The sequence below is a fragment of the Colwellia sp. MB3u-55 genome (assembly GCF_014076785.1).
Classification (GTDB): Bacteria; Pseudomonadota; Gammaproteobacteria; order Enterobacterales; family Alteromonadaceae; genus Colwellia_A.
Window position 1 is genome coordinate 137,993 of record NZ_JACGUS010000119.1, and the last position, 21,927, is coordinate 159,919.

Annotated in this window: 22 protein-coding genes and 2 riboswitches; of the genes, 7 read left to right on the top strand and 15 right to left on the bottom strand. The window is 38.6% G+C overall.

Features of this window, described 5'->3' with window-relative positions; all coding sequences use genetic code 11:
- Window positions 1–3: 3 nt before the first annotated feature.
- The 3 genes from H4J66_RS15330 to H4J66_RS15340 form a co-directional block, all read right to left on the bottom strand.
- A complete protein-coding gene (locus tag H4J66_RS15330) occupies window positions 4–780 on the bottom strand; it encodes a pseudouridine synthase (protein WP_182175860.1) in 777 nt (258 codons plus the stop codon).
- Window positions 781–869: 89 nt separating this feature from the next.
- Window positions 870–1,265, bottom strand: a complete 396-nt coding sequence (locus tag H4J66_RS15335; protein ID WP_182175861.1) for a hypothetical protein — start codon at window positions 1,263–1,265, stop codon at window positions 870–872.
- A gap of 108 nt (window positions 1,266–1,373) precedes the next feature.
- A complete protein-coding gene (locus tag H4J66_RS15340) occupies window positions 1,374–1,730 on the bottom strand; it encodes a hypothetical protein (RefSeq protein ID WP_182175862.1) in 357 nt (118 codons plus the stop codon).
- A 365-nt stretch (window positions 1,731–2,095) separates the two neighbouring features.
- Between H4J66_RS15340 and H4J66_RS15345 the strand changes: the two genes are divergently transcribed.
- The 6 genes from H4J66_RS15345 (at window position 2,096) to H4J66_RS15370 (ending at window position 10,191) form a co-directional block, all read left to right on the top strand.
- Window positions 2,096–3,583 carry a cell wall metabolism sensor histidine kinase WalK gene (locus H4J66_RS15345; protein ID WP_182175863.1) on the top strand — a complete coding sequence of 496 codons (1,488 nt, stop codon included), beginning with the start codon at window positions 2,096–2,098 and terminating at the stop codon, window positions 3,581–3,583.
- A complete protein-coding gene (locus H4J66_RS15350) occupies window positions 3,583–4,170 on the top strand; it encodes a hypothetical protein (protein ID WP_182175864.1) in 588 nt (195 codons plus the stop codon). The genes H4J66_RS15345 and H4J66_RS15350 overlap by 1 nt, the downstream gene beginning before the upstream one ends.
- A gap of 2 nt (window positions 4,171–4,172) precedes the next feature.
- A complete protein-coding gene (locus H4J66_RS15355; protein ID WP_182175865.1) occupies window positions 4,173–5,582 on the top strand; it encodes a sigma 54-interacting transcriptional regulator in 1,410 nt (469 codons plus the stop codon).
- 17 nt (window positions 5,583–5,599) lie between these two features.
- Window positions 5,600–6,046, top strand: coding sequence for a MarR family winged helix-turn-helix transcriptional regulator (locus H4J66_RS15360; protein WP_182175866.1), 447 nt, complete (start codon window positions 5,600–5,602; stop codon window positions 6,044–6,046).
- Between the two features lie 395 nt (window positions 6,047–6,441).
- A riboswitch (cobalamin riboswitch) is annotated at window positions 6,442–6,613 on the top strand.
- 29 nt (window positions 6,614–6,642) lie between these two features.
- Complete coding sequence (locus tag H4J66_RS15365; protein WP_259369144.1) at window positions 6,643–8,706, top strand: TonB-dependent receptor; 2,064 nt, start codon at window positions 6,643–6,645, stop codon at window positions 8,704–8,706.
- On the top strand, window positions 8,707–10,191 hold the full coding sequence (locus tag H4J66_RS15370; protein WP_182175867.1) for a cadherin repeat domain-containing protein: 1,485 nt from the start codon (window positions 8,707–8,709) through the stop codon (window positions 10,189–10,191).
- A gap of 532 nt (window positions 10,192–10,723) precedes the next feature.
- Here the strand turns inward: H4J66_RS15370 and H4J66_RS15375 are convergent.
- The 10 genes from H4J66_RS15375 to H4J66_RS15420 all read right to left on the bottom strand — a co-directional run bounded on the left by H4J66_RS15375 (window position 10,724) and on the right by H4J66_RS15420 (window position 20,945).
- Window positions 10,724–11,563, bottom strand: a complete 840-nt coding sequence (locus H4J66_RS15375) for a cobalamin-binding protein (RefSeq protein ID WP_182175868.1) — start codon at window positions 11,561–11,563, stop codon at window positions 10,724–10,726.
- Window positions 11,564–11,604: 41 nt separating this feature from the next.
- Window positions 11,605–13,101, bottom strand: coding sequence for a cobyric acid synthase (locus H4J66_RS15380; RefSeq protein ID WP_182175869.1), 1,497 nt, complete (start codon window positions 13,099–13,101; stop codon window positions 11,605–11,607).
- Window positions 13,101–13,703 (bottom strand): bifunctional adenosylcobinamide kinase/adenosylcobinamide-phosphate guanylyltransferase, encoded by a 603-nt coding sequence (gene cobU / locus H4J66_RS15385; RefSeq protein WP_182175870.1) that lies wholly within the window; start codon window positions 13,701–13,703, stop codon window positions 13,101–13,103. The genes H4J66_RS15380 and cobU overlap by 1 nt, the downstream gene beginning before the upstream one ends.
- Window positions 13,700–14,536 (bottom strand): adenosylcobinamide-GDP ribazoletransferase, encoded by an 837-nt coding sequence (locus H4J66_RS15390; RefSeq protein ID WP_182175871.1) that lies wholly within the window; start codon window positions 14,534–14,536, stop codon window positions 13,700–13,702. Before H4J66_RS15390 ends, cobU begins: the two co-directional genes overlap by 4 nt.
- The gene (gene cobT, locus H4J66_RS15395) at window positions 14,537–15,619 is read right to left on the bottom strand and encodes a nicotinate-nucleotide--dimethylbenzimidazole phosphoribosyltransferase (RefSeq protein ID WP_182175872.1); all 1,083 of its coding nucleotides are present in this window, start codon (window positions 15,617–15,619) and stop codon (window positions 14,537–14,539) included. It abuts the gene before it with no gap.
- 11 nt (window positions 15,620–15,630) lie between these two features.
- Window positions 15,631–16,650 (bottom strand): iron ABC transporter permease, encoded by a 1,020-nt coding sequence (locus tag H4J66_RS15400; protein ID WP_182175873.1) that lies wholly within the window; start codon window positions 16,648–16,650, stop codon window positions 15,631–15,633.
- A complete protein-coding gene (locus tag H4J66_RS15405; protein WP_220463317.1) occupies window positions 16,643–17,506 on the bottom strand; it encodes an ABC transporter ATP-binding protein in 864 nt (287 codons plus the stop codon). Before H4J66_RS15405 ends, H4J66_RS15400 begins: the two co-directional genes overlap by 8 nt.
- Before the next feature lie 145 nt (window positions 17,507–17,651).
- Window positions 17,652–17,801: riboswitch (cobalamin riboswitch) on the bottom strand.
- A 72-nt stretch (window positions 17,802–17,873) separates the two neighbouring features.
- Window positions 17,874–18,485, bottom strand: coding sequence for a histidine phosphatase family protein (locus tag H4J66_RS15410; RefSeq protein ID WP_182175874.1), 612 nt, complete (start codon window positions 18,483–18,485; stop codon window positions 17,874–17,876).
- Between the two features lie 411 nt (window positions 18,486–18,896).
- Window positions 18,897–20,687 carry a TonB-dependent receptor domain-containing protein gene (locus H4J66_RS15415; protein WP_182175875.1) on the bottom strand — a complete coding sequence of 597 codons (1,791 nt, stop codon included), beginning with the start codon at window positions 20,685–20,687 and terminating at the stop codon, window positions 18,897–18,899.
- Window positions 20,688–20,807: 120 nt separating this feature from the next.
- The gene (locus tag H4J66_RS15420; RefSeq protein ID WP_182175876.1) at window positions 20,808–20,945 is read right to left on the bottom strand and encodes a hypothetical protein; all 138 of its coding nucleotides are present in this window, start codon (window positions 20,943–20,945) and stop codon (window positions 20,808–20,810) included.
- Window positions 20,946–21,141: 196 nt separating this feature from the next.
- On the opposite strand from H4J66_RS15420, the gene H4J66_RS20475 reads away from it, so the two are divergent.
- Window positions 21,142–21,267, top strand: a complete 126-nt coding sequence (locus H4J66_RS20475; RefSeq protein ID WP_259369146.1) for a hypothetical protein — start codon at window positions 21,142–21,144, stop codon at window positions 21,265–21,267.
- Window positions 21,268–21,418: 151 nt separating this feature from the next.
- On the opposite strand, the gene H4J66_RS15425 is transcribed toward H4J66_RS20475, so the two are convergent.
- Together H4J66_RS15425 and H4J66_RS20480 are read right to left on the bottom strand one after the other, a co-directional pair.
- The gene (locus tag H4J66_RS15425; protein ID WP_182175877.1) at window positions 21,419–21,682 is read right to left on the bottom strand and encodes a hypothetical protein; all 264 of its coding nucleotides are present in this window, start codon (window positions 21,680–21,682) and stop codon (window positions 21,419–21,421) included.
- Window positions 21,683–21,762: 80 nt separating this feature from the next.
- Window positions 21,763–21,894: a hypothetical protein gene (locus H4J66_RS20480; protein WP_259369148.1), complete on the bottom strand. Its 132-nt coding sequence runs from the start codon at window positions 21,892–21,894 to the stop codon at window positions 21,763–21,765.
- Window positions 21,895–21,927: the final 33 nt, after the last annotated feature.

Below are 21,927 nucleotides of genomic sequence, written 5' to 3' on the forward strand. Positions count from 1 at the left end.
TTATCAGTTAGTCACAGTCGTTGTAAAAATACCAAGTACTTCATCATCCGTTAGAAATCGACTTTGACCTATAGGTAGATTTTCATCCAAGAATAAGTTTCCGATGGCTTGTCGATGCAAGCCTATAACGGGATTACGAAACCGACCAAACATCCGCTTAATTTGGTGATAACGCCCTTCAGTTAATTTAACTTCAGCAATATATTGATTAGTCTGTTGGGCAGCAGTATTACTCATAATTGTTAATTTTGCTGGCTTAGTAGTGATATTTTCAAATTCAAAATACATCCCTTGTGCAAAAGCTGACTGATAGTCATCTGTTAACGGGTTTTGTAAAGTGACTTGATAGCACTTTTCTACTTTATGCTCTGGGGACATAAGTCGTTCTGACCAACGACTGTCGTTGGTCAGTAACAGTAACCCGGAAGTATTTAAATCGAGTCGACCAACAATATGTAAGTTGTCTTTTTCTTCGTTACCACTGTTACTAAATAAGTTTTGCTCGACAAGTAGGTCTATGACTGTTTTGTGTTGTTTATCTATCGTTGCACTGACTACACCAATAGGTTTATTAAGCATTATATAGAGCGCACGATTATCTTGTAAAATGTGACCATCTAGAGTTATTTTTGAAAACTTATCAATTCGTTGGCCAATATCATCTGCAATAATAGTATCTACCGCTATACGCTTTTTCGCTAACATTAAGCGCACAGCTCTGCGACTAACGTTGCAATGTTGACTAATGAAACGGTCGAGACGAGCAGTACTTAATGACATAAATAGGCATTCATTTTATCTGGGGATTAAGAATTATTGGTATTTTAGCGGCTTTTGATTCGAAAGATAGCGCAAACCTGCAGATTAGGTTAACGAACCAGTTTAAGTATTGTTGTCTGCTTAACCGCTTCAACTTTAGCTTCAACTTTAGCTTCAAATTTAATCGGTTTAATATCAGCACGTTCAGCACTGAGTTTGTTATTTTTAAAGCGGTCGAAATGAGCTTGTTTAACTTTCATTTGCTGACAAAATTGATGAAAAGCTGCGTAATCTTTTCGATTAAATTTTTCATTCTCTCGTGTTAACAAACCATCTATGTAAGCGTTATCTCCATTTACTGTTAAATTAGCGATCGCCGTGTAGGGTTTACCATATTCATCAACACGTATAGCTCGTACCGTTTTTACTTCAAAAATCCAATCATCAACTTGCACAAATCGAGGCATTGACTTTATAGGGACACCGTCAGTAGGTTTATTGCTCATAATATTTTTCGACTGCGTATTAACTAATAAAAAAGTCCAACTGTTTATTGTTAACAGTTGGAAATTTGCGACTATAATCCTAGAGAGGCGCGGCTTATTTCTCAACCATTAATTGTTGACTTTTAGAGCCACAAGGTAGGTTTTTAGCTCGCTGGCACTGATTTCAGTGTCGGAATTTTTATCGATGTCTTTAAAATGCTTAACTAATTTTTCATCTTTGCTCGCAATAACTTCTGCTTCATTAAGCAAACCATTTTTATCTTCATCAAACTGAGTCAGTATGGCCGGTGTACTTTTTGCTACATTGTCTACCGACAACATTTTAGTTGCCACAGGTTTAATTCCTGCTTGTTCAGCAATAGGAATATCCAGGCTTGCAACTTTATCTCCTGCGTTGACAAAATACGAAGCTAAGGCACAAGTACCAACAAGTAGAGTCACTTTTGTTAAGCTAATAGAATTCATTTTAATTCCTTTATTTATAGAGTTCATCGGGTTATTTTAATGATTGTAATAATATCATCAACGATAGTGCAGGAATCGAACCAAAAACATAAAGCACTGATTTAATTAAATTAATGATAAAGCCAAAATAACTAAGCTGCCTAAAGTGTCGCCATTAAGCAACAGATAAAACAGCCAGAAAAAAAGTTAAAAAACAAAATCGTTAATAATTCAGAAAATAACCGATGTAAAACAGTGACTAACTTATAAAAGTAATAACAAAAAACATTCTAGTATCATCTAAAGTACTGTCTCAAATAAGCGACATGCTTGTTTTTTATCTTAATAAAACTAAAATACACTCCTGATCAATACTTGTGATATCTATGAAAAAATTTAGCTTGTCCGAACTTTTTGCAATAAATTTGTATTCGATTAGAAAACTAAGCATTTTAGGTTTTACTTTTGTTGCGTTTCCGCTAGTCATAGCGTTAATTTATAGCGCAAATCAAGTCACTGAGCTTTCTCAACAAAGTACATCGGCTATCTTTAATGTTGCTGAACTCGTTAAAACAAACCGTCAAATTAACTTTACCTTAGCTAAAATGGAACGCAGTGCTGGGCAATTTATTATTCTAAAAGATCAAGATTTATTGAGTGCTTATTTAAAAGACGAAGAAGTTATCTTAAAAACCATGGCGAGTAATAACCTCTTTAAAAGCAACCCAAGCTTACGCTTGCTCAACATAAGCTTTTCTCAAGCGATTGAGTACCTGCATAGCTACTTAACGCGGCACCCTCTAGAAGAATCGTCATTAACATCGTTACAAGAACAATTTACCCAACTAGTTTCGATACGAAAAATAATAGCCGAACAAAGTAATAACTTACTCATTTTACAAGTAGAACAGGTTAAGGATTCAGCCAACGGTGTTAGACACGATATGCTGAAAAGCTTACTTATCATTCCCTTTACTTTACTTATCGCCGCAATTTTTATCTATTTAATCACTAAACCGCTCAAGCAATTACTCAGTAAAATACATCATTTAGCATTAGGAGAGTTTGAAAAAAAGGTCACTTTACATGGCTCGCCTGAGATGACAGAAATTGCTGACGCCTTGGAAGTGATGCGCAAGCGCTTACATGCTCTGGAATTACAAAAATCGAGTTTTATTCGTCATATTTCCCATGAACTAAAAACGCCACTTGCCGCCATTAGAGAGGGAACAGAATTACTGTACGATAACAGTGTCGGTGAGTTAAACGCTGAGCAGCAAGAAATATCTAACATTATCCGTAGCAGTGTTACCCGCTTGCAACGTTTAATTGAAGACTTGCTTGACTTTAATATTGTGCTCGACTCGACCAGTTTGCAAGATACTGAAATTGTTGATTTATCATTTTTAGTTGATCAGGTATTACAGCAAAGAACTTTAGATATTAAACAGAAAAACTTAACCATTGACTATAAAAACTACGCAATACAACTCAAGGTCAATGCCAAACAATTAAGTGTTATTTTAGATAACCTATTATCCAATGCGATAAAATACTCGCACGAAAATAATGTTATTAACATTAACTGTTCACTTGATAATAGTCTGTTGTCGATAACCGTTATTGACCAAGGTCGCGGAATAGCCAGTAGCCAAAAAGAAAAAATATTTGATGCTTTTTATCAAGGAACACCGGCAAAAAATGCCAAAATAAAAGGTAGTGGTTTAGGTTTAACCATAGTAAAAGAATTACTGATGCGCTTAAATGGCACAATTAACATAACCAGTAGTACAGGTAAAAATAGTGGCACTGCGATGACAATAACGTTGCCTAATGCTTTTCTAACAAAAACAACGAGTGGAGTATCAGTGTAATGTTATGTTCATTTTATAGAACACTCAGTGTTAGTTTTTTACTGTTATTACTGCCCGCATTAACGGGTTGTCAGTTACTGAATACCGACAATAAAAGCCATCATATTAAGAGTGTCCCCCCTGATTATACAAAATATTATTTGTCTTTAGTCGAGTTAAACAAAGCACAAATTGCCGATAAAATACATCAACATCAATTAGTCTCGTTAGCCGAGAGCGTTTTAATCAAACAAGATGAAAGTAACAGTGCTGAAACTATTGAATGGCAGTTAAAATCAGCACTGTTTTTTGCTCTACCTCATTCACCGGTTCACAATCCGTTCACCGCGAAAAGTAAATTAAATCAGCTGTCGTTTATTACCCTGAGTAAAAATAATCTAAGCCAAAGTGACTTTGCCTTTTTTAGTATGTTAAAAACACAACTCAATCAGCAGATATTACAACTTAATGAACTATCGCAAGAAAAAAAGGCGCGACAGCTCATTAAGCAAGCCTATCAATTTCAACAGCAACAATTAGAAGTGTTACAGCAGCAAATAAATCAGCTGAGAAAAATAGAACATAATATTAATGAGCATGGGCAGTAAAGATGACGGTTTCAACAAATAGCAAAAAATTCGATCAGCAAAAAAGTGAAAAAATACTACTTGTTGATGACGATCCCAGTTTATTAAGATTGCTTGATATTCGCCTATCCGCTGCCGGTTATCAAATAGAGTCAGCAAACAGTGCTAAAATGGCTTTAGGTATTTTAGAAACATTTCATCCGCAATTAGTGATCAGCGATTTACGTATGGAAGGTATGGATGGAATGGCATTATTTGAAAAAATCCGTCAGCAACAGCCTAATTTACCCGTTATCATTATGACCGCACACGGCACGATACCCGATGCTATTAGTGCGACTAAGCAAGGCGTATTTAGTTTTTTAACCAAACCTTTTGAAAGCCAAGAATTACTCTCTACCGTGCAAGAAGCCATTCGCTTACAACCACAAAATAGCGCTCATAATACCGACAAAAAAGCCGATATTTGGCGCAAGAAAATAATTAGCCGAAGTGCCGTTATGTCTTCGTTGTTAAAGCAAACTTATCAAGTTGCTCAAAGTGACTTTAGTTTATTGATCCATAGTCCCAGTGGTACAGGTAAAGAACTCCTGGCAAAAGCCGTGCATTTAGCAAGTAAGCGTCATGATAAAAAATTTACGGCGATTAATTGTGCCGCAATACCTGAACAATTACTCGAGTCGGAGTTATTTGGACACTGTAAAGGTGCTTTTACCGGCGCAGATAAAAATCATCAAGGGCTTTTCCAATCAACCCATGGTGGTACGTTATTTCTTGATGAAGTTGGCGACATGCCGATGAGTTTTCAAGTTAAATTATTACGGGCCTTACAAGAAAAAGAGGTGCGCCCAGTCGGCAGTGCCCAGTCAGTAAAAGTTGATGTGCGTATTATTGCCGCTACCCATAAAAACTTACAACAAGCGATCATAGATAAAAGCTTTCGTGAAGATCTTTACTACCGCTTAAATGTTGTGGAACTCACTTTACCTGCTCTGTCTGAACGACGTGAAGATATTCCTTTGCTCGCCCAGCACTTTTTAACTGTAGCGATTGAAAGTACCAGCCATAGAATAAACGGCTTTAGCCAAGCCGCGATGGAGATTTTAATTAGGGCTGAGTGGCCCGGTAATATTAGACAATTACAAAATGTTGTTGAGCAATGTGTCGCTTTATCTACCGAGCCGTTAATTAGTGAGAGTTTAATTAATAATGCTTTACGTAATGAAAGTGCACAACTGCCTTCTTTTCAAGAAGCGAGAGAGCAATTCGAGCGTGAATACTTAGCAACATTACTAAAAACCACTGAAGGTAATGTTTCACAAGCCGCAAAAATAGCGCAGCGAAACCGAACAGAATTCTATAAACTATTGAAAAAGCATCACTTAAATGCCGAATCATTTCGAGTGGATAACAACATGATTTCACAAGCATAGCCGAGCATAACTAAACAATGAAAAGTTTACACTTAAGCAACTTTTTTCCTTATCAGCTAACGCAACTACAAGTAAAAGTGAGTGATAACATTGCTGACATTTACACAGGAAGATTTCAGCTTTCTCGTCAAGAATGGCGAGTGCTAGCCAGCTTGGGCAACGGAGAGTTATTATCTGCAAAGCAAATAGGCGAACAAACTAACTTAGAAAAAATGCCGGCGAGTCGTGCAATAACAAGCATGCAAACTCAAGGGTTATTGGTTAAAAACACAGATAAATCCGATAAACGCTCTTCGCTATTAAAACTAACCACGCAAGGTTTGGCTATATATCAACAGTTAATACCTATGGTGCTAGCTCGTGAGCAAGAGCTATTATCGGTATTAAGTGCTGAAGAAAAAAATCAGCTAGCTAATATTATTGAAAAATTAACCTTAAAATCAGTAGATATAGCGAATAAATAATAATGACTATTGTCGCTGATAATGACTAGCCAAACTCACCATTAAACAGCCTAGGTGAAATTAGCAGACAATAAATGCCTACCGTAGAGCTTAGGTTTTATTGGCTGTTATTGAACGACTCGAGATTAATTAAAAAGAATAAATTGCCGTCACTAAAGTGTCAGTAACGTCAAAGAATGCCTCACCAGATCATCGTTAATACCATCAGATAAAATAGTCTGGCAACAAAGTTTTTCTGATGATAGGTCATGGTTTACCTCTTAACTCAAAGGGCCAGATCAAAATAAAGCGTAAATGACGTTGCTTTAAACACGTCGAACGATTAAAGCTAACTAGCCATGAACTATAGATTTAATGCTCTAACTGTTGACAAGCTATATTAATAGTCTCAAAATAACGACCATAATTGATTAGGTGCTCAATATTTATACTTTAACAAGGTATGAATTAGAGATAATCGGGAAGTTAGTACATGCTATGCATAATTCTGACGCTGCCCCCGCAACGGTAATACTTTACGCGATGTAAAGTTAAGCCCGGAGACCGGCCTAAATAATATCGAATGACTTGCAGTGCGGTGGGCGCTACGGAATTTAATGACATTAGCAATGGCTAGTTGTCACGATCCTTCCGTACCTCCCTCAAAATTTTTTGAGGTTATTATTTTTTCTTATTTACGAAGTATCTTTGTTCTTTTACTCATAGCGATGCCTGTATTTGCGCAAGTAGAAGACGTGTCAACTGATGATATAGAAGTCATTGAAATTGTTAATGACCAGTCATTTAATACACCCAATTATCAAGTATTACATCGCGAAAGCTTTATATACTCATCGCAAACTCTCGCCGATATTTTACAGTCGATAAATGGCATTCAAATTCGCCAAATAAGTGGCATTGGTAATCCTGTCTCTGTTTCAATTAGAGGGTCGAGTAGTAAACAGGTACAACTTTATATTGATGGTCAACTTATTAACGATAGCCAGTTTGGTGGTTTTGATTTAAACCAGATACCCACTGAACAAATTGAAAGTATTGAAATCAGTAAAAATCAAGCGATTGGTACCGGCGCTACCCCTATAGGTGGTGTTATTCGCATTAACACTTACAACCCCACCGAAGACTCGAGTAAATTAACCTTGGCCACAGGCTCATTTGGCTATCAAGAAGTTAATGCGCTTTATAATAAAGCATTTAAAACTCATAGCTTGTCTTTTGGTGGTCATTATATTAACAGTGACAACGATTACGATTTTATAGTTCCAGCGGGCTTTAGTCGTAGTGATACGTCTGATAGACAAGCATTAAGAAATAATGAATTTACAAAAAAGTCTTTTTTTATAAACGACATATTCCAATTTAATCAACATCAGATCAGAGTCAATGTACAATATAACGATCAAGAAAAAGCACTGCCGAATTACCAAAACAACTCCCCTGAAAACAATTCAACGTTAAACTCTGACAACTTACGCTATAGCTATCAACATCAATGGTTAAGCAAATCACCTTGGTTAAATTCGATTGAATTTGAAGCCTACGCTGAAAATAAAGATGAGCGTTATATTTCAAGTCCCGACTCGATAAAACTTGATATTAATGATTATGAAACAACAAAAAAACATATCGGCTTTAAACCTTACCTTACATGGAACGAGTTTAATCTAGTGCCATTTGTCAGTTTTAATAAACAGAATTTCAGCTCTGTTAGCGAACACAACGGAAAACCAACACAATGTAATGGTATAGCGTCATGTGATATTTCAGCAAAACAAGAACAACTCAACATAGGCTCTCGCATTGAGTGGCAACCCGAGGCACTCCCTATAGAAGCGTATGCATTGTTGAGTAACCTACAAGAGAAAAACTCAAACATAGCGATTAATCAATCCAGTGCAGCTAAGTTTGTAGCCAATGATAATTATCAGACAACTGAAGTCGGGTTAAGCTTTAAGCAAGGTAATTTAAAAGTTACTAGTAACTTAAGTAATGGTGTGAGAACGCCGACATTGTACGAATTATTTGGTGATAGAGGCTCCTTTAAGGGTAATGATAATTTATTGCCAGAAGAAGCAAAAACACTCTCAATAGGTGGACAGTACCTTTACAAAAGTCTGTCTGTATCTTCATCTATTTACCAACAAAAATTAGAAAATTCAATTGTCGCCATTTTTAACTCAAGTAATGTCGGTAGCTATAGAAATGTCAGCAATGCAGACTTGTTAGGCATTGAAATTCAAACAAATTATCAATTGTTAACGCAATTATCCTTCGCGCTACAAGCCAATATTATAGACAGTGAAACCACATCAAAATTTGTCGCATTTAATAATAAGAAACTACCTGGTATATATCATCAGCAGTACAGCATAGCGTTGAAATACAAGGTGAATTCTGCATGGAACATGTCATTTAAAGTAAGTAAAGATAAAGACTTGTACTTCAATCTCATTAACAGAATTGAAAATAATAACGGTCATGTAGGTAATGGTAATCCAGCCAATCGCACCGTATCAGATTTTTCAGTCAACTGGAAAAAAGGCAAACATAGAATATCTTTTGCCGCCAATAATTTATTTAACGATAAATACCAAGATCTTGCGAATAGAACATCGCAAGGTCGCAGCTTAAAAATAAAATACACAATTAAAGGATTTTAAATGTTAACTCGCTTTAAAAAACACATATTACCATTAAGTTTAGTACTCGGCACAGTTGCTCTTGCTGGCTGTGGCGGAAGTTCAAAAAGTAATGTCGCACCCATAGTTACTGGCGCAAGTAGCCCAACGATAGAAGAAAACACAACGTCTGTTGGCACCTATAGTGCTACTGATGCCGATGGAGACGCTATAGTACTTTCACTTACAGATGATTCAGGTGCTTTATTTAGCATCACACAAAGTGGTGAATTAAGCTTTATAGATGCTCCTGATTTTGACAACGGTGAAGTCGGTCCTTTTGCCGTCACAATTGTTGCAACGGATGACAGTAAAAAGAACTTAACGGGTGAATTGGCTATTCAAGTGAGTGTCGGTGATGTGAAAGACACACCATCATTCGCGGTTGTTCAAACAGTTGCACCTGATTTTTCAGGCTCTGAAGTTGTGACCTTAGACCCAATTACAGAGCAAGTCACTAAAGGCTATTATATTAAAGATGCCTCTGACTATACTGTTCGTAGCTATAATAAAGACGTTTTTCACATTGGCCGTTATAACATTGATTCTATCTCAAAATATAATGCTGATGCCCTTGATACAGAAGTTTGGTCATATACAACCCAAGATACCGGTGATTCAAATACTCGTAATCCCTATGACTTAGTGTCAGTCAATGAAAGCAAAGCTTATCTTTTACGTTACGGTTCAGACAAAGTTTGGATTGTTAATCCTCAGGCAACACAATTTGAAGATTTCAAATTGGGTCAATTAGATCTATCTAGCTACATCGCTGATAACAATAGTAATGGCACACCAAACCCTGCCTCAGCAACAATTGCTGATGGTAAGCTGTTCATTGCTATGCAACGTTTATCTGACTCTTTTTCACCAAACAAAGCTTATGTAGCCGTTTTTGATACCGCGACAGACCAAGAGATTGAAACAAATGCTGATGCAAATGATAATCTTAAAGGTATTCCGCTTCAAGGCTTAAACCCACTGAATCATAGTATAGTGAGTCAAGGAGATACAGTTTATGTCACAACACGTAACTCATATAGCAGTGCTGATTTAACCTCTAGTCGCATCGAAGCGATAGCGACAAGTGATTATAACTTGAGTAGTGTTTTGTCTGCTGCAGATATTGAAAATAATACCGGTGCTTTTATTGGTTCAAGCGTAGTTGTATCCGAAACAAAAGGCTATTTTGTTGCCAGTGAAACATTTTTTACGCCAAGTTATTATGAACTTTCAACAGTATATACCTTCAACCCAACAACGGGTGTTATTGCTAATGAAAAGATAGCCGCTACGGGTACTGAACAAATTAGCTATATTGCTTTAGATACTGCAAACTTTCTTTGGCTTAGCGTAAGCAATCCAGAGAAGCCAGGCGTTGATGTTATAAATACTGAAACTAACCTTAAAGCATTTCCAAGACTTGCAACAGAATTAAACCCATCTGCCATTGCCTTTATTGAATAAGATTCGCTTAAAGGTAAGACATTAAGAAGTAATTTGATTTAGGGCACATATTTATGTGCCCTTTTTGTATTTTTACTCTGTGCTATATTAAGTGTGGGTTAACGCGCAATATTAACGGATTTAATTGCATTCACCCACTACTACGAGAACGACCTTATTTAACGTTATATCAAGTGTCTCTTGCTGTTAGCCTGCCAATAACCTGTTGAACCTTATAATACAGTCATAAAAATCACGTCTACAGCACTAATGCAGTAGCTAAACTCAGCAGGTATTTTTTGTTGTATTACTGTGACATTTAAGATGAATAACCCGCGGTGATATTACTCAGTAGCTCGATGTATTATGAAAAGTGTAATTCATCAGACCTGGTCGTGTAATGACAGCATAGTGGACTTAAATTAAGGTCAGTAATAAGCATGACTTTCCGTGGTAATTACCATTGCTGGGGCTGCGCAAAATTATCATTGGCTTAGCCTTTAATTTACTGAGCTGATAGATAAATTATTAATCAGCTCAGTAAATTGAACCACTATCTTTGCTGATCAATTTTTTCACACATATCTGCAACACCACTTAACATTCGGGTACTGAATCTATGCAATAAATCTGCATCAACGTGAATAAACTTATTGTTTTTCACCGCGGGTATTTCTGGCCATTTTTGCCAGTCAATAATGGGTTGTGGTTTATCTGAATTTTCATCCGGTAAAATCATTAAGTGCGGCTGGGCTACAATAACGTTTTCCGTGCTTATCTTTGGGTAAGGCGTCGGGTTGTCTTTAAAAACATTCACCCCCTGACACACTTCAATTAATTGATTTATCCAGGTTGTGCCATTAATGGTCATCATTGGCTCTGACCACAGTTGATAAAAAACGGGGATAGCTTGCTTAGTTTTATTATCGAGCCGTAATTTTTTTAAACGTTGTTCATAAGCTAACGCGACACTTTCTGCTTGCTGTTGATGCCCAGTTAAACCGCCAAAATAACGTAATTCAGTGGCAACATCAGCAATATCTAGCGGATTACTAAAAACAATTTTTAGTCCTAAACGTTTCATTTTATCAATGTCACTTTGCGAGTTGCCTGACTTCCAAACAATAACTAAATCAGGATTCAATGCCAGTAATTTTTCTATTTGCATGCCGTGATAGCTGCCAACACGTGGAATATCTAGCGCCGCTTTAGGATAATCGGAATAGGCAACCGCACCGACTATTTTATCGCCAGCACCAATATCAAATAACATTTCAACAATATGTGGTGCTAAGGCAACGATGCGCTTTGCCGATTGCTCAGCAAAACTTTTACTGGGTATGACTATCAGTAATAAGCTTATTACGGCGAAGGATATAAATTTTTTTGTCATTGTATTAAGCCTTTTACTTTTTAAGAGGCGCTTTTCAAGCACTAGGGTGTGGTCGTTTTGCTGTTGTTAATAATATCTTCAATCGCTGATATTCTTAAGTATTGCTGGCAAACATTAGCCAAACGTTCAAGCTGTTGCTCTCGGTGTTCATCAAGATTAATCGTCTGCTGGATATCATTGTTACTGTCTAACCAGTCAACTAATAATTGTGTCGCAGCCCCTTCATCAAAAATACCATGTAGATAAGTGCCCGCTATTTGATTATCATTTGAAACACAACCATCGCTGGTCTGATTGTCACTTTTATTGAGCAACAGAGGCACAGGGGTTTTATTATCAATAGCCGTCATGGTAGAAACACCACAATGAATTTCATAACCTTTGACCTGACAACTTTTACTGCCCAAGGTCATAGTGGCAGAGACTTGAGCTAATTTTTTTTCTGCGGTTAATTCAGTGGTAAGTTCGAGTAAACCTAAGCCGGTTATCGTCTCAATCGTTGACTCAACACCTTCAGGATCGTTGATAGTTTGCCCAAGCATTTGATAGCCACCACAAATACCAAACACTTTACCGCCGTAGCGTAAATGACGTTCTATATCGCTTTGCCAATCTTGGTCTTTAAGAAATTGCAGATCAAAAATAACATTTTTACTGCCGGGTAAAATCACTAAGTCACAATTGTTTATCCGCTCGCCCATTTTAACATAGCGTAAATTTATTTCCGGGTTCAAGCGTAACGTATCAAAGTCGGTATGGTTACTTATGTGCGGTAATAACGGTACAACAATATTTATTTTGGCTTGTTCAACCTTATTTTCAATCGCAACGGCATCTTCGGCGTCAAGCGTTAAGTCGTGTAAATAAGGTAATACCCCCAATACTGGCTTACCCGTTTTCTCTTCTAACCAATCAAGTCCAGACGTTAATAAGTTAATGTCTCCACGAAAGCGATTAATAATAAAACCTTCCACGCGGTTTTGCTCTGAAGGTGATAATAGCTCGAGTGTTCCCACTAAGTGAGCAAAAACACCCCCCCGGTCGATATCAGCAACGAGGATCACTGGACAATCAACGGCTTCGGCATAGCCCATATTAGCAATATCATTAGCGCGTAAATTTATCTCTGCGGGGCTACCAGCCCCTTCAACCATTAGCAGCTGAAACTCTTTCGCTAAACGGTGATGTGATTCAAGGACAGCGTCCATCGCTACTTTTTTATAGTCGTGGTAGCTGGTCGCCTCCATATTTGATATGGCTCGACCATGAACAATCACTTGTGCACCAGTATCGCTATTAGGTTTAAGTAATATCGGATTAAAATCAACACGTGGGGCAATCTTTGCCGCAACCGCTTGCAGTGCTTGCGCCCGACCAATTTCACCACCATCACTAGTAACAGCACTATTTAAAGCCATATTTTGTGGCTTAAACGGTGCAACTTTATAACCTAAATTTACAAATACTCGGCATAAACCAGCAACCAAAGTACTCTTTCCAGCGTCAGAGGTGGTGCCTTGCACCATTAATGTTTTCATTAGTTTTGTTGTTCCGATATTTGACTAATCAACGCGTCACTTTTTAATGTCAGTGGTAATCCAGCAATGACAAAATCGACTTGCTTAGCTAATGTCGCCAGTTCTTGATGCAGCCAACCCGCTTGGTCGACAAATTGTCGCGACAGCTCGCCCATAGGCACAATGCCATGCCCAACCTCATTACTAACAAAAATAAGTTTTTTTGATTGATAAGTGCAGGTATCACTAATAAAAAGCGTTATAAATTCGATAAACAGTGACTTTTGTTGGCGATAAAACTCGCTATCTTGATGGCACAAACAATTACTGAGCCACAGTGTTAAGCAATCAACCAGCACACAATCACTGCTTTGTAATGCTTGTTGAAGTGCCTCAGCTAAATACAAAGGCGACTCAAGCAGTTGCCAATGTTGAGGACGCTCGTCTTGGTGCTGTAAAATACGTGCGCTCATTTCTTCATCATGGGCTTGTGCTGTAGCGAGATAACATATCGTTAGCCCGGCTAACTCAGCCTGTTTGGCAATACTTTCGGCGAGGCTCGACTTTCCTGAGCGTGCGCCGCCTAAAATTAAATGAAGTGTATTGGCATCACTAATTTTCATAGGCCTGCCTCCGTCAAAAATGTTGTCGCAGGAGATGCCAAGACCAGTAAAATAATATAAACCGCCACTTCTAAAATTTGTTGCGCCGCTCCTAAACAATCACCAGTAAAACCGCCTAGTTGACGATTAAACCAAAATATTAATAAAAGACGCATTACCCATAAGCCCCCTATTAGTGCTAAACAATGCAATGCTGGTAATAAGCTAAATATCACCAACGCTGCGGTGATTAATAAGATTAACAAGCCTTTTAGAGATAAATGCTGCGCTAAAGGTTTAACTTTTGATTGTGCATCTTCGCTGACATAAGCCATGCTAAAGATTAAACTGGTACTGACGGCCCTGCTTAAGGTATGCGCTATAATCAATGCCACAGAAAGTGCTAATAAAGGATTGCTGCTATGGCTACTTAATAACACTAAACTCTGATATTTGATCATTAAAATGAAAAACAAGCTGGCTGCGCCATAAGTCCCTAAACGGCTATCTTTCATAATGTTTAGCTTTTGTTCAACAGTCCAACCACCACCGAAGCCATCCCAAACATCAGCCCAACCATCTTCGTGAAAAGCGCCGGTAAGCAATAAGCTCACCGCCATAGAAATGAGTACCGCTAAAGAAATGGGTAAAAAGCTCGCCAACAATACTAAAGTAGAGGCGGTGATCACACCAATAAATAAACCAATTAAGGCAAAATATCGGCTCGCTTGATGGAGCATTTCAGGTTTTACCACCTCAGGTAAACGCACCGGTATACGAGTAAAAAAACTTAAAGCAAGTAACAACAAATAGTATTGTTGTTGGCATTGTTGCCAGCGTGTTTGCTTAGTCATTTAATCTTCAGCTTTGTTAGTGTTAGCACCCGTAACATCAGTCACTTGCGCCTGAGTAAAGCTTGCCATATCATTATAAAAAGCCGCAGCTGCCTGAATTAATGGCAGTGCTAATGCAGCGCCTGTGCCTTCCCCTAAGCGTAAGCCTAAATTTAATAGCGGCTTAACCTGCAAATGGCTAAGCATCTTTTGATGACCTTGCTCACCCGAGCAATGAGCAAAAATCATATAATTTTTAACGTTTTTATTAATGCTGATAGCGAGCATAGCGGCGGCAGTACAAATAAAACCGTCAACAACAACAAGCATCTCTTGTTCGGCCGCCGCTAACATAGCGGCGGTAATTTGTACGATTTCAAAACCGCCTAAAGACGCTAAAATTTCTTTAGGGCTGTTTAGATTTCCTTGATGAAGCACTAATGCTTGCTCAATGACCTGTTGTTTTATTTTTACTATTTCATCACTAACGCCAGTACCTCGACCAACACATTCACTGGCTGGAATAGCCATAACAGCCGCCATAATAGCTGCGGCAGAAGTGGTGTTACCAATTCCCATTTCACCAAAAGCAATTAAGTTACAGCCTTTTTCATGAACTGATTTGACCAAAGCAGTTGCTTTTTCAAAACCGAGTTCAACTTGCGCTAGACTCATCGCTGATGCGATATTTAACGGTGCCGTGATATTACCTAAACGTTGATTGATAACGCCTGAACAATTATCAATTGGCGATAAAATACCCGTATCTACCACACTTAGCTGCCAACCAAGCTGCTTACAAAAGACATTGATCGCCGCGCCACCGCTGGCAAAATTAGCAACCATTTGTGAGGTCACTTCACTCGGTGCAATAGACACACCTTGCGCTGCAACACCGTGATCACCAGCAAATATAAATAAACTAGGATGTTTAATACTCAATGATTGTTGGTCAGTATTTACTGTTGATAACTGCACCGCGGCAATAATTTTAGCGGTATCTTCTAGTTGGCCTAATGCGCCGAGTGGTTTAGTTTTTCCATCGATAGTCGACTGGATCTGTTGATTAAACACATCAGTTACTTTTTTAATAGCAAAGTTCATCAATAGCTCCTTTAAGCTTTATTTTTGCGAAAGTACAACAAGGATAAAAAGAATAAGCTCCCCAAAGCAGAAGTGATAACACCTACGGGTAGCTCTTGGTTTTCTAATACAACTCTCGATAATACATCCACCCAAATCATAAAAACACCCCCAACTAAAGCCGTTAACATAATGCCAAAAACAGTACCTTGAGAAACAAAAAATCGTACAATATGGGGTATCATCAAGCCAACAAAGCCTATACCGCCGCACAAAGAGACTAACGTTGCGGTGATCAGTGAACTCAGTACCAACATCACTAAGCGAAAGCGATTAACATTAATACCTAAGGTTGTCGCACTTTCATCGCCTAACAACATTGCATTCAACTGGCGTCGATACGCTAACATCATAATGACACAGCTAATAATAACGACCGCGGGAAACCATAAGATTGACCATTGCGCACGCGAAAAACTGCCCATAGTCCAAAATAATATCGCCGTAACCGCTTGTGGATCGGTATGATAAAGTAACAAGCTAGTAAACGAGCTAAACAAAAACGATAACGCTACGCCAGCCAATAGCATAGATTCAACTTGTTGACTTTGCCGACGACCAGAGATCATTAGCAACATTAGCATCGCCACTAAACTGCCCACAAAAGCCGCGACAGGTGTTACAACAGAAATAGTGCTGCCCAGTAAAACAATAGATATAACGACTCCTAAAGAAGCCCCTGAAGAAATACCAAAAAGATAAGGGTCGGCTAAGGGGTTTCGCGTTACCGTTTGTAAAATCAGGCCAGAAACCGCTAAGCCACACCCTGCTAAAAACGCTAAAATAGCGCGTGGCATGCGTAATTCCCAAATAATACGCTCATAAAAAATCACCTCACTAGCGTCTTTATCTGCGGATAAACTAGCCAGTAGACTCGTAGTAACATCGCTAAAACTGATATCTGCCGCACCTAAAGATAACGACGCAATAAAGCTGATAACACCAAAAGCTAAGGTCAGAAAAATAATCCCCGAATGATTGACCTTAAACATGAGGTAACGCTCTACTTTCTGCCGTTTTGTCTTGAGTATCGTAGCCATAAAAATAAGAAATATGAGGAACCTTATGTTGTGGATGAAGAGAGACTTGCGCGCAAACACCAAATACATTTGATAACATCTCAGAGGTGATCACAGCTTGTGGTGACCCTTGTTCAACCAGTTTGCCTTTATCTAACACCAGCAGTTGATCGCACATCGCACTGGCAAGGTTTAAGTCATGAAAAGACGCAATAACCGTGATGCCTAGCGATTTAGCTAATTCAATAACCTGAATTTGGTAGCGAACATCAAGATGACTGGTTGGCTCGTCCATAATAAGTAAGCTGGGCGTTTGTACGATAGCACGAGCTATAAGTGCGCGTTGTTTTTCTCCACCAGATAAATGTTCAAAATTTTGTAAATTTTTATCCACTAAGCCAACCTGCTTAATAGCACGGTCTATCTTGAGTCGGTCGCTGGCTTGTTCACGGGTAAATAGACCTTTGTGTGGCAATAAACCGAGCGCAACAACGTCATGAACAGTTAAGTTAAAATGGGTGGGTGTTTCTTGTAAAACTACAGCGATATCTTGCGCATATTGATAGGCGTCGTACTTTTGCCAAATATCTTTTTGATTAAATTTTACCAAACCAGAATCGGGTTTTACATAACGATATAAGCAGCGAAGTAAGCTAGACTTTCCTGCTCCATTAGGCCCTAAAATACCAGTAAAACTGCCTTTTTCAATGGTGAAAGAAATATCATCTAAAATAAGCTGGCTGTCGGCATGCCAAGAAAGGTGCTGCACTGAAAGCAATGCGGTATTAGCGGTATTTATTGATGAGGATTGATCCTTGCGACTATTCAAAAATTGCTACTCACATACTGTTGACACTTAAGGAGCGGCAAACAGAGCACAATCAATCTCTTAGTTTATTAAAAATGCAAGAGTCGATAATACAATGTTCGAGTAAACCCGCTCGACTTTGTTGGTTATGCCTGTCATTTTGATAGGCAAATGACTCTAAATTAATGGGTATCCTGACTTAAGCTTTATGGTTATTAACTACCACTAAAAGGCTTTTACAGTTGCGGGTACAGTTGCGGTTTTTCACCACATTCCCACATTAAAAATGAGTTATATAATTTTGTGTGGAGATTATCGTCTGCTCACTAAAAATAGCAAGTTTTAATTGCCAATAACACCGAACTCATTGACTTATCAAGGTAACTTATCACCACACTATTTTTGGCCAATCAACGCCACTATCATCAGTATAAATATTAACTTTAACTAGCCCCGCATAAGGAATATCAATATGACTCATATGAACCGTGCCTGGCATAGGCAAATTAAGTACGCGCGCAATTAAGTGTTTGATAACACCGCCATGCGCAACCACTAAGGTATTCCCCTCGGGTGCGTCTGCGAGCCATTCTTGCCACCAAGTATCGACACGCTTGGCAAAATCAGCCATAGCTTCACCATTAGGCACAGCATGCTGCCAAGGATTTTGCCAAAAATCACCCAGTGAAGGCTGCACAGCACTGGCTTTTATCTGCCACAAGGCTTGATAGGTTTGCCCATCCCAATCACCAAAATTCATTTCTTTAAGGTTATCGCTTAATTGAAGATTAATGCTGTATTTTAATGAGTATGCTTTGGCAAACACCTGACAACGTTGCAGAGGCGAACTGATACAAAAGGATATCTCAGGTAATTTTTGGCTAACGTCCCACAGCTGTTGCAAGCCATTTTCAGAAAGTGCGACATCTGTTTTACCGGCTAAAATACCCGGTGTAGCAATTTCACCATGGCGTAATAAATATAAAGTCCGCTGTAGCAAAGCATTACCTCTTAATATATATAGTGTAAAAAAGCATAGCGTAACCTTAAATTCAATATTGCGTAAGTACTATGACAAATAGCCGTGCACTTATAAGCGACAGCATGCGCGTCAATGTTGTTCACTTTAGCAAAATGAGCACTTAACTACCTCCCCATTTAGCCTCACGTTTACCGAAAAAACGCACGTTTTAATCCCTCATTTCCATCATAATGGGACCCTAGATTTAAAGGTGAAATACCTGCTAATTCGTTTTGTTCTTTTGATACTGTTGAAAACCAAGGCGGTCCGGGGCTTCTCCCTTAATGTTTTAATGTAATAGTAAAAAATGGCTAAACTCACCTATAAAAAAGCCGCTCAGTTTACCTGAACGGCTTGGCTAATTTAAATATGTTTAACTTTACTATTTAATTAGAAACTATAACGAGCAGTCAGTGTAATTCTACGTGGAGCTTGGTAGTTTACCGGTGTCGTATAGTTAGGGTTAGGCAGTCTCGATGAAGCCGAGCCTACGTCACCTGTTTCATTGTATTCAGTGACTTCTTGAAAGTTAAAGGCATTTCTAACATTGACTTTCACGGTTAAGCCATCAACATATTCCGGCTTATACGTTAAACCTAGGTCAACATTTTTAACCCATGGAGTACGGCCTTGATCGCCACGATTACCTAATACACCACCACAGTAAAACGATGAAGCACCGTAATTAGCTAAACCGCCAGCATCAACACCTAACTCATCTCTAAGTTCGTCAAGTGGAATAAAACCAACACAGTTTCTTGGACGACCAGATTGTAAACTGAAATTAACAGATACTGAAATCTCATCATTAACTTGGTATGCACCAAAAGCTTTAAAAGTGTGACGACGATCATTGGGTAAAGCACCATAGGCACCATCTTGAAATAATGCATTATCAATGTCTTGTGTTAAACCTGCATCATCTTGCTCTAGAGTCGAGTTAACATAACCTTCTGAGTTACCTTCACTTTTAGCTAAAGTATAAGAGCCCTGCAAGAACCAACCGTCAGCAAAAGGCTTCTCGAAAGTGAATTCTAAAGCTTTATAAGTACGTTTGTATTTTTCTAGGCCAAAGTATTCTTTAGGAACACTTTCTACCTCGTAATTACCGTCATTGTTAAGATCCAGCGCAATAGAAAAATCATTACCTGGGTTCATCATCATACAGCCAGCCATTGATTTATAATCAAAATCATTATAACCATTGTCTGTTGCATAATCGATAAATGGCTGATGAGAACAGTAATCATCCATGCCATCTTTAACTTCACGGTAAATAGCCTTCGCACCTAAAATCCAGTCATCAACCTGCTGTTGATAGCCAAGAATAAATTCATCTTGATGCATAGGTTTTAAGTTTGTTGCCGCTACGGTTCTTGAATCAGGCGCTTTCTCATCACCGTTAGAGTTTCTTGTACCAATAGCGTCGCCCACTTTATCAAGAGCAGCAGTGATTGGATTTTCATCAGCACTGTCTACATAAAAGTACTCTTCATAGCTCCATTCAGTGCCTGCAGCACGAATATTTGTATTAGCCGCGATTGGCATAAAGTAACGTCCGGCCGTACCGAAAAGTTTTTTGTTACCATCGCCATCCATATCCCAAGAGAAGCCCAAACGCGGCGCCAATTCACTGTCAGATTTAAAAAATGAATCGCCATCACCGTTGGGGTTTTCAAAGCCTTCTGAACGCAAACCTAAGTATACCATCCACTCATCAGTAACTTGCCAAGTGTCTTCTATATAAAATGCTGTGTTTTCAACTTCATAAGAAGCAGAACCCGTATTACTTTCTCTATGGCGAATATATTCTTCACCTGCTGTTACAAATGCGCCATTGACACTTTGTCCGCCTGCTCCGTCAACATCTTGAGCTACATGCCAGCGCCAGTATTCGCCACCTGTAAAAGTAGTGCCTCGTTTAGTCGAGGTAAATTTCTCTTGGTCATAACCGACACGAAGTGTATGTTTACCTAGAATCCATTCTGCGCCTAAACGTAAAGAGTCGCGTTCATCAGTATCAGAAGCGATCCCAGCTTCAGGCACAGTACTTTGGCCTTGAGCAATACCCCAACAACCAATGCTTTGTGAACTTGAAGGTGTTTCACGGCGATCGAATACTAACTCACATTCATCGCCAGGGCCGATATAAGGGTTACGCGTTTCTAGTTCATTGGTCATTTTGCCCCAAAGAACACTTACTAAGAAATCATCAGTTAAAAATCCGGTATAGTTAACGATAAAAAAATCGCCACCTTTGGTGATTTCATAAGGGTCAGCAGCTTCACCATGAGTTCCAGTTTAATACATATCTTCAGGGTTACTGTATAAGGTAAATTCTTGTGTTTCTTCATTATCGATGTAAGTCATCTCTAATAAATGGTCGTCTGAAATATTCCAATCAAGCTTTAACAAGTACATTGGTGAGTCGTCTTTCATTGTCTCACTTGTTTGTTTACCAAAGGTATTGCTTTCATCATCTTGGCCTTCAAATAAGCGAAAAAAGAATAGTTTATCTTCAACAATAGCGCCTGATGCATAGGCATTATAGGATAAAGAGTCAAATTCATTAGCTGAGCGGAATGAAGAATAACGGTTAGAGTATTCTAAATCAGGATCGCGAGAAGTAACATCTTTGCCATCTTCTCTAAAACTTGCTGGCGTAGATTCAATTGAGCCACCAAATTTCCATTCATTTGAACCACGTTTAGTTACTAAACTAACAACGCCACCTAATGAACGACCGTATTCTGCGCCATAACCACCGGTGCGAACTTGTTGCTGTGAAACAGCATCATAAAGAAGGTCAGCAAAAGAGGTAAAGTTACTAATATAAGTAACATCGAAACCATTAATAAAATAACCATTTTCAGCAATTGACGAACCACCAAAAGAGGCCGTATTACCATTTCCTAAACCAGAATCACCTGCTGTTGCTCCGGAGCTAACAAAGCAACTGATGTCAAATCTCTTGCTACCGGTAATAAGTCTATTTGCTCAGCAGTAAAGACTGAAGTCGATTCTACCGATGTGGTATCGATACTAACTAAAGAATTACCCACAATAGAGATAATTTCAGAAACTTCTGTAAAATCAACATTACTGCCCTTACCAATAGCGACTAAGATGTTTCGAGTATCTACACCATTGCCAGCAGTATACTTGCCTGTCGGCAACTTAGAAAAGTTAAAACGACCATCTTCACCAACAACACGTTTAAACCTGTCGCTGGGTTCTTAATTGTTACACTTTTACCCTAAATTGCTTTACCGTAAATAGAGCCACTAACATTATCGGCAAAGGTCATCGGAGACGCAGCTAAACATGCCCCAACTGCAATAGCAGCTAACGAACGATTAAAGTTTTGCTTTATATTTGAATTTTTCATTATTATTTTAATCTCCATTGTTTATGTATTTAT